Raw genomic sequence first — 11,861 nt, 5'->3', positions numbered from 1 at the left:
TTGGCAATCAAAACTGGCTCTAGCACACAAAATATTTGTCATAAAAGTCGCAACAAATGAGTAACAATGGGGTGTGTGCAGTAGTCAGTGAATATTTATTGATTTCAACTATCCTCATTTTCTTATGCTGGTGGTATTATGCGCGACCTTCGCTTGCAGGGATGTAATTTACTTTCATAAATCGAATTGAGATTTATTAACAGGTGAAATGATGCAATTACACGAACTCGTCAATACTATCGGCCAAGACCTGCAACGCAGATATGGCGAAAAAGTCCATAAACTGACTCTCCATGGTGGCTTTAGCTGTCCAAACCGTGACGGTACGATTGGCCGGGGTGGTTGCACGTTTTGTAACGTCGCTTCTTTTGCTGATGAAGAGACACAACAGCAGTCAATTCTCTCTCAATTGCAAGATCGCGCAGGCGAAGTAAAGCGTGCGAAAAAGTACCTGGCTTACTTTCAAGCCTACACAAATACCTATGCAGAAGTGCAAGTTCTCAAGAACATGTACGAAGAGGCAATATCGGCAGCTGATATTGTTGGCCTGTGTGTCGGTACGCGCCCTGACTGTGTGCCTGATGCGGTTTTAGACCTCCTCGCGGGCTACGTAGAGCAAGGGTATGAGATTTGGCTCGAGCTTGGATTGCAAACCGCAAACAATGACACCCTCAAACGCATAAACCGTGGCCATGACTTTGAATGTTATGAAGAGATGACCAAAAGAGCGCGCTCGCTTGGGATCAAAGTGTGTACTCATTTGATTGTCGGGCTACCCAAAGAGACGCATCAAGACAATATAGAGACACTCGAAAAGGTGTTAGCCGTCGGTACCGATGGCATCAAGCTGCATGGTTTGCACATTGTAGAAGGGAGCACCATGGCAAAAGCCTGGCGTGCGGGTCGTCTTGAAGCTCCCGAACTTGAAACCTATGTTGAAACGGCCTCTCAAATGGTTCGCATGACCCCACCTGAGGTGGTCTTTCACCGCGTCTCCTCTTCAGCGCGCCGTCCGACCTTGTTGTCTCCGCTTTGGTGTGAAAACCGCTGGTTGGCGATGACAGAAATCGGTCGCTCATTGGATAAACACGGTGCACAAGGCAGCCTAATTGATCGTCCTTTTGTGTATCAGCCTCCAGTAAAAAACTAAACATTAACGAAAGCATTGAACCTAACTTTTAGGGTGTTACATTAGCCCACAGTGCAGTTAGGTTTGGAGCCGTTAATGAAGCAAATAAAAGGACTTGCCCAGTATTACGTCGACTTGTTAGTCAAACTCGGCATCGTACGTTTTTCGATGCTGTTGGCTATTGCGTTAGTGGCTCTCGCCGTTGTGGTACAGGTAGGGATAACGCTCTTCTTTGAGGGCAATGTCGATGACTTAGACATTGTCCGTTCCGTTTTCTTTGGTCTTTTGATCACCCCGTGGGCCGTCTACTTTCTCTCCGTGGTTGTTGATCAGCTCGAAGAGTCTCGTCAGCGCTTGTCTAAACTGGTCTCCAAACTCAAAGATATGCGTAGCCGAGACCAAGAGTTGAATTATCAACTGCAGCAGAATATTGCCAAGCTTAACCAACAGATTGAGGAGCGTATCCGCGCGGAAGAGGCGCGTGAAGAAGCGATGGTAGATCTGGAAAATGAGGTCTACCAACGTGAGAGAACACAGCTTGAGCTTGCAGAACGCACGGCATTATTGCGCTCTTTTATCGATACCTCTCCCGATCTCATCTACTACCGCAACTCCGAGGGACTGTTCTCAGGGTGTAATCGCGCGATGGAGGAGTTGATCGGTAAGTCTGAACGAGAATTAGTGGGTTTGACACCATGGGATGTCTACGACAAAGCGACGGCAGAGTATATCGTCGATACCGACCAGAAAGTCTTTTCAGAGAATAAGCCCATTACCTATGAGCAGTGGCTAGAGTACCCAGATGGAAGAAAAGCATACTTTGAACTGCGTAAGGTACCTTTCTATAGCAAAAGTGGCCGTCACCTTGGATTGGTCGGTTTTGGCCGTGATATTACGGAACGCAAGCGTCATGAAGAGTCGCTCGAAAAAGCCAGCCGTGACAAAACCACCTTTATCTCTACCATCAGTCATGAGTTACGTACACCGCTTAACGGTATTGTTGGCTTAAGTCGAATGCTGCTCGATACTCAGTTAGATGAAGAGCAGCGTAAACACCTGCAGACGATTAATGTTAGTGCAGTGACCTTAGGCAATATCTTTAATGACATTATCGATATGGATAAATTTGACCGCAGCAAGCTCGAACTCCTACCAACGCCAGTCAATTTTGAAGATTTTGTGGTGGAGATAGAGAGTATTGCCGCGCTGATGGCACAGCAGAAAAACCTACGCTTTGATCTTGAGCGCTTGACGGATCTGCCGCATATGATTGAAGTGGATGGTACACGCTTGAGGCAGGTGCTTTGGAATCTGATCAGTAATGCGATGAAGTTTACCAAAGAAGGGGGCGTGGTGATGAACGTCAGTGCCTCTCAAAGTGAAGATAAAGCACATATTACGATAGAGATCGAAGACACCGGGATTGGTATTCCAGAGAAAGAGATTGAGAAGATTTTTGCTATGTACTATCAAGTGAAGTCCGGTAAGGATAATCTTCATGCGGTAGGTACAGGGATAGGACTTGCAGTCTCAAAACTGCTGATCAATATGATGAATGGTGACATCACCACGTCGAGTGAAGAAGGCTTTGGCAGTACATTTACTATTGATATCGAAGTACCGCTTGCTGAGGCTCCAGTAGAAGAGGTTCTGGGATTAACTGAGCAGCGCAGCTTGAATATCTTTATGGTTGAAGATATCGAACTCAATGTGACTGTGGCTAAATCCTTACTCGAAAGCCTAGGACATGAAGTGACGGTTGCAATGACGGGGGAGGAAGCTTTAGAACGCTTTGACCCTGCGGATTATGATCTAGTGCTGCTTGATATCCAACTACCTGATATGAGTGGTTTTGATATTGCGGCAACCTTGCGAGAACAGTATGCGTGCCTACCTCCCATTGTCGCCCTCACAGCAAATGTGATTAAAGACAAAACAGAATATCTCAAACAAGGCATGGATGACGCGATAAGCAAACCGCTTTCAGTGGCAGCGATACACAGCGTGATTACAAAATTCTGCTTTAAACAGGATGTTGCAACAGAGTGTCAACCCGAGGTGGCAACGGAACTTTCCAGTTACGACAGTAGTCAATACGGAGAAATGCTCGATCTCGAGATGTTGAACTCTTACATTGACATTGTTGGTACGCAACCGGTTTTGGACAGTATCAAGATGTTTGAAGAGGCAATGCCAGAGTACATTGATATCTTAGACTCCAATATGACCGCAAAGGATAAGAAAGGCATTGTATCAGAGGCACATAAAATCAAAGGTGCTGCTGGCTCAATCGGTCTAAAATATATTCAAAGTATTGCGCAAAAAGCGCAGACTCCAGATTTTCCAGCTTGGTCAGAAAATATTGATGACTGGGTGGGTAAGATTAAATCTGACTATCAGAACAATATCGCCATTCTTAGACAATGGTTGATGGAGAAGGAATCATAATGAAAAAAACAATGGCTTTAGTTATGGCGTCAACGGCGCTATTTGGATGTCAATCAATGAATAGCCAACAGGAATCCTCGGCTCAAGAGGCGGTGTATAGTCAATCAGTGTCATTGAAAAGCGCTCTATGGTTTAACAAGATGCCGACCTTTGGGGATAATCCAGAATTTAATCTACATGGTTCACTGGTTCTTGAGCAAAAAGAGGGCCTGCCAGCAGAGCTCGATATCGATCGTATTACACTGCATCAGGGTGGAGATAGCTATTTGCTCACAGCTGATCAATTTGAGCTGCGCGGCTACAGCGAGTCTCAGTGGGAAATCGCGTTTGCGCTACCCATCGAACTCTCAGAGACGCAACCGGTTGATGTTTTTGTCTACTTTGAACAAGAAGGTAACTTGAGCTGGGTATCAGAGCAAGGTGTTACTGTTGAAGTGGTTTACTAAGCTGTCGTTAGTTAAAAAATGAGTGAATGCTGAAAGACAAAAAAAGCGCTGGTCACTGACCAGCGCTTTTTTGGTGTCTGTTGAGACTGAAGATTACTCTTCTAGCTCACCACAGAAACGGTAGCCTTCACCGTGAATCGTTGCGATGATTTCAGGTGTACCTGATACAGATTCGAAGTGCTTACGGATACGACGAATTGTGACGTCTACCGTACGATCGTGTGGCTTAAGCTCACGACCAGTCATCTTCTTCAGAAGGTCAGCACGAGTCTGAATCTTACCTGGGTTCTCACAGAAGTGCAGTAGTGCACGGAATTCCGAACGAGGTAGTTTGTAGCTTTCACCAGCTGGGCTAACAAGAGAGCGGCTGTTGATATCAAGAACCCAACCGTTGAACGTATACTTTTCAACTGCGCGTTTTTCTTCTGGTGCAGCAGCTGCATTCATTGAGCGGCTTAGAAGGTTACGAGCACGAATAGTCAGTTCACGAGGGTTAAATGGCTTAGTGATGTAGTCATCTGCACCGATCTCTAGGCCAAGAATTTTATCAACTTCATTATCGCGACCTGTTAAGAACATAAGAGCGATGTTTGCTTGTTCACGAAGTTCACGAGCGAGAAGAAGACCGTTCTTACCAGGTAGGTTAATGTCCATGATTACGAGGTTTACGCGATGTGCTGAAAGCACTTGGTGCATCTCTTCACCATCACTTGCCTCAAAAACAGCATATCCCTCTGCTTCAAAAATACTCTTTAACGTATTGCGAGTCACTTGCTCATCTTCAACGATAAGAATCTGCGGAGTCTGCATTGGCGGTTCCTAAACTTGTCTATATAAATGCTAAAAATAAAAAAATATGCAATTGATTAACAGATAATCTAATAATTGCTAATAATAAACCAAAGTTGTTAAAAAAACATGCTCTTTGGCGGTCCGCCATCCTTGGAGCCTTTGTATTCTGAAGGTTTGACAAACGAATGGTCATTCCAGTCAGATTATGATGTGCGGATTTTATAGATTTAACAGCATTCTAACAATGCCTAGATGTTAAATTCCTGCATTTTTTTGATTTGAGTCAATAGTCAACTGTTAAGCAATATCAATCAAATTTAGGGCACGCTATAAAGAATGGTAATGAATATGACCAATCCACTACTGAATGCTTATGTAAATGTTTGCTTTAGGTTATCGGAACAGGACCTTGCTGATTGGCGAGGTGACACTGCCGTTATTATCACAGCATGGAATCCGAGAAGCGTGCGTTTAGCGCAATTTCAGAACCATCAAAGAAACCATGCTCTTAAAAGTGATTTAGAGCACTTTAGAATGTTTAAGTTATTGGTAGGAAACGAAAATTTTGATTGGTTTGAGGAGTCATATTGGGTCGATATCAGCTTGAAAGGAGGACTGACTTTAGCTGAGAAGTATCAACAAAATGCGATCTATTGGGTAGATAAAAAGCAGGTTTTTCTGGTTTATAGTGTCGATAAACAGCTGATTTACATCGGTGAAATCGATGATTTTTTGCCCTAAAAGAATTCACTTTTTACTTCAAGGAGGATGTATGAAAGATATTACACCAGATATTTGTGACCACTTTGCTGAACAAGTTCAGCTACTGAGCTTACCATTACAGAACTTTGGGCAGCGCAGTGCGTTTTGGGGCGAAGTTGTAACAATATGTTGCTACCACGATAACTCCAAAGTACGAGAAGTATTATCTCAGCCAGGACATGGAAAAGTCTTATTTGTTGACGGTAATGGTTCTTGCCAAAAAGCACTGATGGGAGATGAGTTAGCTGTTTTGGCGATTGAAAATGGCTGGGAGGGTGTCATCGTGTATGGAGCAATACGAGATGTCGCCGCCCTATCTGAAATGGATCTTGGTGTGAAGGCGTTAGCCGCATGCCCGTTTAAAACCGAGAAGCGTGGGTTGGGGCAGGTGAATGTCACCATTACGATGCAAAACTATATGGTTCAGCCGGGTGATTATATCTATGCAGATTGGAACGGTATTCTCATTGCAGAGCAGGAGCTCGACTTGAATAGAGTTTTTAATAAGTTCCCAAGCTTAGAAACGGAAACCTAACCCGACCTCTAATCCACTTTGCCACTCTTGGTAGTCAAGGGTGGCATGCACATCGATATTCTCGCTCAGGCGCAAGCGACTTGTTAACTCAGCTGAGAGCCCTTGTTCGGTCTCACTGTTGTCACCTGCGTCCACTTCTTTATAACTGTGTAGGCTGCCGCGTACCGATATTCTGTCTGTGACGGAATAGCTTACGCCGCTTAAAAAGCCGTTGTCTTTTTCATTAAGTCGGGCACCAACGTAGACGTCAAAGTTCTCGAAAATACTGTAGGAATAGCCGCTCTCGAGACTCATACTTTGGCTGTAAGCTTGTGAAGAGTGGCTGTTGACGAAGATTTTGTGATTAGACACAGAGGCGTTTGCAGGCAGTTTAGGCAACTCTACAGCCCATGCAGAAAAGGAAAAAGCACAACAAGAACAAACGCAAAAAAGCGACGTAAGTTTACGCATTTTTATTCTCCTTGATTTCCTTGTCCACTGCATAGTTAGTAAAGCACAGTTTAGGATAGCCGACGATGAATATTTAGAAAAATTGGTGTTATCGGCGATAAAACTGACTCAATCGCACAAATTGATGATACGAGGATGCAATGACAAGGTGCAGTTTTGACTCGGATTACTCTTCAAAACACACTCTTAACAGGCCGATTGACTGCAAAAGCTGAGTAAAATCGCAATGAGATAAAATAAACCATTGACTTGAACCTAAAAAGTACGGTACTCATAGAAACAGTTAAAGGAAATGTAGATTTAATAGCCACGATGTTAATGCAGCACAGCCTAATTATTGCAACCACGATGATTACCGACATTATTACTGTTGGGGCAGGCTGCTGAACGAAGAATTTTTCAAAAAAAGGCCTGTATCCAAGAAGATACAGGCCTTTTTTTATAAGCAAAATTGACAACTTGGAGTGAAGGGATGCGAGTATTAAAGTTTGGAGGCTCATCATTAGCCGATGCGGATCGTTTTTTACGAGCGGCTGATATTATTGCCAACAACGCACAGCAAGAAGAGGTTGCCGTGGTGTTGTCGGCGCCGGGTAAGACAACAAATAAGCTAGTTGCAGTCATCGATTCTGCCCTAAACGGTGGTGAGGTTGACCAGCAGATAAATGAAGTTGAGTCCTCTCTTTTTGATCTCTTTGGTGAGATTGAAGCAGTCGTAGGTTCACTCAACAGCGAGGGCTTTAAGTCTGTCGTTGCGGATTCAATGGAAAACTTACGCCAATTTGTGCATGGTATTGCGCTGCTAGGCATGTGCCCTGATAACGTAAACGCTCGCATTATTTCTAAAGGTGAGCGCGCCTCAGTTCAACTGATGAAGGCAGTGTTAGAAGCGAAGGGCCAGCCCGCGAGCTTGATCGATCCAGTCAGTTATTTAATCGCTCAGGGGCCTTCCCTTGAAGCTATGGTCGATGTTGAGCTTTCATCACAAAACTTCCGAGTGCATCCATTACCAAAAGGTCATGTCAACATCATGCCGGGCTTTACCGCCGGTAATGACAAAGGTGAGTTAGTGACATTGGGGCGCAATGGCTCTGATTACTCGGCAGCCGTTCTTGCGGCGTGTTTACGCGCAGATTGTTGTGAGATCTGGACAGATGTTGATGGCGTTTATAACTGCGACCCACGATTAGTGGATGATGCTCGTTTATTAAAATCTCTAAGCTACCAAGAGGCGATGGAGCTATCGTACTTTGGCGCTTCTGTTCTACACCCTAAAACCATCGCTCCTATTGCTCAGTTCCATATTCCTTGTTTGATTAAAAACAGCTTTAACCCACAAGGTGCGGGTACGCTAATCGGGCAGGATACTGGGGAAGATAACCTCGCTATCAAGGGAATCACAACGCTAAGTGACCTGTTGATGGTGAACGTCTCAGGCCCTGGTATGAAGGGCATGGTGGGTATGGCAAGCCGAGTGTTTGGCGCTATGTCTGCAGCAGGCGTATCGATCGTGCTGATTACTCAATCTTCATCAGAATACAGCATCAGTTTCTGTATTGAATCAGAAGACAAACTTAGGGCAGAGCGTGCTCTGGCTGATTGTTTCGAACTAGAGCTTAAAGATGGCTTGTTAGAGCCTGTTGAGTTTATCGATGATCTAGCGATTGTCACTCTAGTGGGCGACGGTATGCGCACCTCACGCGGCGTTGCTTCACAGTTCTTCTCCTCACTTGCAGAAGTGAATGTCAATATTGTTGCTATTGCTCAAGGCTCATCGGAGCGCGCGATTTCAGCCGTTATTCCAGAGGATAAGATCTCTGAAGCGATCAAAGCCTGTCACGAAAACTTGTTCAACTCTAAACACTTCCTCGATGTCTTTGTTGTCGGTGTGGGCGGTGTTGGTGGTGAGCTGGTGGACCAAATCGAGCGCCAGCAAGAGAAGCTCGCCGAGAAAGGCATCGTGATCCGTGTTTGTGGCTTAGCCAACAGCAAAGGTTTGCTGTTAGATGGTGATGGTCTACCACTGGAGAGCTGGCGCGATCGTATGAAAGATGTGTCTGAGCGCTTCTCTGTAGCTGCGCTAGCCGCCCATGTTCAGCGTAACCACATTATTAACCCAGTGCTGGTTGATTGTACTTCAAGCGAAGAGATTGCCAATCAGTACGCTGATTTCTTAGCGGCGGGTTTCCACGTCGTGACACCGAACAAGAAAGCGAACACCGCAAGTATGGCGTATTACCATCAGCTACGCGATATTGCTCGCAGCTCTCGTCGCAAACTGATGTACGAAACGACAGTCGGTGCAGGCCTGCCGGTTATCGAGAACCTACAGAACCTGATTGCCGCCGGTGATGAGCTAGAGAAGTTCAACGGCATCTTATCCGGTTCACTCTCCTACATCTTTGGCAAGCTAGATGAGGGAATGACGCTAAGTGAAGCGACGAATATTGCGAAAGAAAATGGCTTTACTGAGCCAGACCCTCGTGATGACTTATCCGGTATGGATGTCGCGCGTAAGCTACTGATCCTTGCACGTGAAGCAGGTATGAACTTAGAGCTAGAGGATGTAGAAGTCGATCAGGCCCTACCACCAGGCTTTGATGATTCAGGTTCTATCGATGAGTTTATGGCACGTCTTCCAGAAGCTGATGGTTATTTCCGTGACTTGTCAGCCCAAGCGGCAGAAGAAGGGAAAGTGCTGCGTTATGTGGGTGAAATTCTTGATGGTCGCTGTAAAGTGCGAATTGCCGCAGTAGATGAAAATGACCCAATGTATAAGATAAAAGATGGTGAGAATGCATTAGCATTTTACAGTCGTTACTACCAACCGATCCCACTCGTACTGCGCGGATACGGCGCGGGTACTGAAGTGACGGCGGCGGGCGTATTCTCCGATGTGATGCGTACACTTGGCTGGAAGCTGGGAGTTTAATATGAGTCGTGGTTTAGATGTCGTTGTATACGCCCCTGCTTCTATCGGTAATGTGAGCGTAGGTTTTGATGTGTTGGGGGCGGCAGTGTCCCCTCTCGATGGTACGCTACTCGGTGACCGCGTTCATGTCACTATGGGTGATGAGCCTTTTGCACTCCATACGTCAGGACAGTTTGTCGATAAGCTGCCAGAGAACCCAAAAGAGAATATTGTCTTCGATTGCTGGCGTGTATTTGCACGTGAGCTCGAGAAAAAGAAACAAGCATTGCTGCCCATTGAGATGACATTAGAGAAAAACATGCCGATTGGTTCGGGGCTAGGCTCTAGCGCATGTTCCATTGTTGCAGCTTTGGACGCGTTAAATCGTTTTCACGGCCAACCATTGGATGAAATGGAGCTTCTGGCTTTAATGGGCGAGATGGAAGGTCAGATCTCTGGTGGCGTGCATTATGATAATGTAGCTCCTTGCTATCTTGGTGGATTGCAACTCATGCTCGAAGAGTTAGGGGTGATCAGTCAGTCAGTGCCAAGCTTTGAAGAGTGGCACTGGGTGATGGCCTACCCGGGGATCAAGGTATCGACTGCAGAAGCGCGTTCTATTTTGCCTTCTCAATACCGCCGCCAAGATGTGATTGCACACGGTAGACATCTTGCGGGCTTCATTCATGCGTGCCATTCTGGTCAGCCGGAATTGGCCGCTAAAATGATTAAGGATGTCATTGCAGAACCATACCGAGAGAAACTACTGCCAGGTTTTGCTCAGGCGAGACAGTATGCAGTCAGTGCCGGTGCGTTAGCGACAGGTATCTCAGGAAGTGGCCCAACTCTATTTAGTGTTTGCAAAGAAAAAGATGTGGCTGAGCGTGTTGCACGCTGGCTAGAACAAAATTACGTACAAAATGATGAAGGATTCGTCCACATTTGCCGTTTGGATCAAATGGGGTCGAGAGTGACAGGAAGTGAGCTATGAAGCTGTACAATATAAAAGAGAACGATGAACAAGTATCCTTTGGCCAAGCTGTGCGCCAAGGTTTAGGCCGCAATCAGGGGTTATTCTTCCCATCAGAGCTGCCTAAGTTTGATGATATTGATGCTTTGTTAGCGGAAGACTTCGTTTCACGAAGCGGCAAGATACTATCGGCATTAATCGGTGATGAGTTACCTCAAGACCAGGTTAACTCAATGGTTGATGCAGCGTTTCAATTCCCAGCGCCAATCAAAGCGGTGAAAGAGGGCGTTTATGCTCTAGAGCTTTTCCACGGTCCTACGCTAGCGTTTAAAGATTTTGGTGGTCGCTTTATGGCTCAATCGCTAGCGGCAGTCTCTGACGGCGGCAAAATCACGATCTTAACTGCGACGTCTGGCGATACTGGTGCGGCGGTTGCTCATGCCTTTTATGGTATGGAAGACATCAATGTGGTGATCTTGTATCCAAAAGGTAAGATCAGTCCACTGCAAGAGAAGCTGTTCTGTACTCTGGGTAAAAATATTCATACCGTTGCTATCGATGGGGACTTTGATGCGTGTCAGGCACTCGTTAAGCAAGCATTTGATGATCAAGCTCTACGTGAAGAAATTGGCCTAAACTCAGCCAACTCTATCAATATCAGCCGTTTGATGGCGCAAATCTGTTACTACTTTGAAGCCGCCTCTCAGCTAACGAAAGAGCAGCGTGAGAATCTAGTTATCTCGGTACCAAGCGGTAACTTTGGTAACCTGACTGCCGGTTTATTAGCGAAAGCACTTGGCCTGCCAATTAAGCGCTTCATTGCAGCGACGAATGCGAACGATACGGTGCCACGTTATCTAGAAACCGGTAAGTGGGAACCCAAGCCGACAGTGGCCACCACATCTAACGCGATGGACGTGAGCCAACCAAATAACTGGCCTCGCATCGAAGAGCTTTGCGGCGTAAAAGAGTGGGGCTTGGAGACATTGGGCAAAGGCGCGGTGACGGATGAGCAAAGTGCAGCATCTGTTAAAGATTTGAATGACCTAGGTTATTTGTGCGAGCCTCACGGTGCAATTGCTTATCGAGTGCTTCAAGAGCAACTCGCTGAAGATGAAACAGGTCTGTTCTTATGTACAGCGCATCCAGCGAAGTTTAAAGAGGTCGTTGATGATATTCTCGACGCTGATATCGAACTGCCTGGCCCGCTGGCTAAGCATGCTGCGATGGAATTGCTGTCGGAAGATCTAGCAAATGACTTTGACGCGCTGAAGGAAGTGCTTCGACGCGTACAGTAGATACAAGAAAGAGAAAGAGAAAGGGTAGCCTTGGCTGATATTGGAAAGCTTGGGTTATCCTTCAAATACAGAATAGAGTTACTTCACCTCTGTACTATTTTCTGCTTGTTCAACGCAAAA

At 45.8% G+C, this 11,861-nt stretch carries 10 protein-coding genes; 8 read left to right on the top strand and 2 right to left on the bottom strand.

Annotated elements, in window-relative coordinates; all coding sequences use genetic code 11:
- The first annotated feature begins 211 nt into the window (after positions 1-211).
- From mnmL to GT360_RS11710, 3 genes are all read left to right on the top strand, one after another.
- Entirely contained in the window at positions 212-1,150 is a 939-nt protein-coding gene (gene mnmL, locus GT360_RS11720; protein WP_164649649.1) for a tRNA modification radical SAM protein MnmL/YtqA, read from the top strand.
- Between the two features lie 75 nt (positions 1,151-1,225).
- Positions 1,226-3,577 (top strand): aerobic respiration two-component sensor histidine kinase ArcB, encoded by a 2,352-nt coding sequence (gene arcB / locus GT360_RS11715; protein ID WP_164649051.1) that lies wholly within the window; start codon positions 1,226-1,228, stop codon positions 3,575-3,577.
- Positions 3,577-4,023 (top strand): hypothetical protein, encoded by a 447-nt coding sequence (locus tag GT360_RS11710; protein ID WP_164649050.1) that lies wholly within the window; start codon positions 3,577-3,579, stop codon positions 4,021-4,023. Before arcB ends, GT360_RS11710 begins: the two co-directional genes overlap by 1 nt.
- Before the next feature lie 93 nt (positions 4,024-4,116).
- Here the strand turns inward: GT360_RS11710 and arcA are convergent, their stop codons facing one another.
- Positions 4,117-4,833 carry a two-component system response regulator ArcA gene (gene arcA / locus GT360_RS11705; protein ID WP_164649049.1) on the bottom strand — a complete coding sequence of 239 codons (717 nt, stop codon included), beginning with the start codon at positions 4,831-4,833 and terminating at the stop codon, positions 4,117-4,119.
- 324 nt (positions 4,834-5,157) lie between these two features.
- Between arcA and GT360_RS11700 the strand changes: the two genes are divergently transcribed.
- Together GT360_RS11700 and GT360_RS11695 are read left to right on the top strand one after the other, a co-directional pair.
- Complete coding sequence (locus GT360_RS11700) at positions 5,158-5,556, top strand: DUF3293 domain-containing protein (protein ID WP_164649048.1); 399 nt, start codon at positions 5,158-5,160, stop codon at positions 5,554-5,556.
- 31 nt (positions 5,557-5,587) lie between these two features.
- Positions 5,588-6,112: a putative 4-hydroxy-4-methyl-2-oxoglutarate aldolase gene (locus GT360_RS11695; protein ID WP_164649047.1), complete on the top strand. Its 525-nt coding sequence runs from the start codon at positions 5,588-5,590 to the stop codon at positions 6,110-6,112.
- Here GT360_RS11695 and GT360_RS11690 read toward each other — a convergent pair.
- Positions 6,095-6,562 (bottom strand): hypothetical protein, encoded by a 468-nt coding sequence (locus GT360_RS11690; protein WP_164649046.1) that lies wholly within the window; start codon positions 6,560-6,562, stop codon positions 6,095-6,097. The two genes, GT360_RS11695 and GT360_RS11690, sit on opposite strands and share 18 nt — an antisense overlap.
- Positions 6,563-7,034: 472 nt before the next feature.
- On the opposite strand from GT360_RS11690, the gene thrA reads away from it, so the two are divergent.
- From thrA to thrC, 3 genes are read left to right on the top strand one after another with little or no spacing between them, the layout of a single operon-like run.
- Positions 7,035-9,494, top strand: a complete 2,460-nt coding sequence (gene thrA, locus GT360_RS11685; RefSeq protein ID WP_164649045.1) for a bifunctional aspartate kinase/homoserine dehydrogenase I — start codon at positions 7,035-7,037, stop codon at positions 9,492-9,494.
- A gap of 1 nt (position 9,495) precedes the next feature.
- Positions 9,496-10,464, top strand: coding sequence for a homoserine kinase (gene thrB, locus GT360_RS11680; RefSeq protein ID WP_164649044.1), 969 nt, complete (start codon positions 9,496-9,498; stop codon positions 10,462-10,464).
- Positions 10,461-11,741, top strand: coding sequence for a threonine synthase (gene thrC, locus GT360_RS11675; RefSeq protein WP_164649043.1), 1,281 nt, complete (start codon positions 10,461-10,463; stop codon positions 11,739-11,741). The genes thrB and thrC overlap by 4 nt, the downstream gene beginning before the upstream one ends.
- The last annotated feature ends 120 nt before the right edge of the window (positions 11,742-11,861 follow it).

This window comes from Vibrio astriarenae, assembly GCF_010587385.1.
Lineage (GTDB): Bacteria > Pseudomonadota > Gammaproteobacteria > Enterobacterales > Vibrionaceae > Vibrio > Vibrio astriarenae.
The sequence above is the reverse complement of the archived record's forward strand: the minus strand, read 5'-3'. Positions and strand labels throughout refer to the sequence as shown.

What these genes read in the sequence shown, in the direction of transcription:
- GT360_RS11690 (WP_164649046.1), bottom strand. Translation starts at nt 6,562, where the DNA reads ATGCGTAAACTTACGTCGCTTTTTTGCGTTTGTTCTTGTTGTGCTTTT.
- GT360_RS11710 (WP_164649050.1), top strand. Translation starts at nt 3,577, where the DNA reads ATGAAAAAAACAATGGCTTTAGTTATGGCGTCAACGGCGCTATTTGGA.
- GT360_RS11700 (WP_164649048.1), top strand. Translation starts at nt 5,158, where the DNA reads ATGAATATGACCAATCCACTACTGAATGCTTATGTAAATGTTTGCTTT.
- GT360_RS11695 (WP_164649047.1), top strand. Translation starts at nt 5,588, where the DNA reads ATGAAAGATATTACACCAGATATTTGTGACCACTTTGCTGAACAAGTT.
- arcB (WP_164649051.1), top strand. Translation starts at nt 1,226, where the DNA reads ATGAAGCAAATAAAAGGACTTGCCCAGTATTACGTCGACTTGTTAGTC.
- thrA (WP_164649045.1), top strand. Translation starts at nt 7,035, where the DNA reads ATGCGAGTATTAAAGTTTGGAGGCTCATCATTAGCCGATGCGGATCGT.
- thrC (WP_164649043.1), top strand. Translation starts at nt 10,461, where the DNA reads ATGAAGCTGTACAATATAAAAGAGAACGATGAACAAGTATCCTTTGGC.
- thrB (WP_164649044.1), top strand. Translation starts at nt 9,496, where the DNA reads ATGAGTCGTGGTTTAGATGTCGTTGTATACGCCCCTGCTTCTATCGGT.
- mnmL (WP_164649649.1), top strand. Translation starts at nt 212, where the DNA reads ATGCAATTACACGAACTCGTCAATACTATCGGCCAAGACCTGCAACGC.
- arcA (WP_164649049.1), bottom strand. Translation starts at nt 4,833, where the DNA reads ATGCAGACTCCGCAGATTCTTATCGTTGAAGATGAGCAAGTGACTCGC.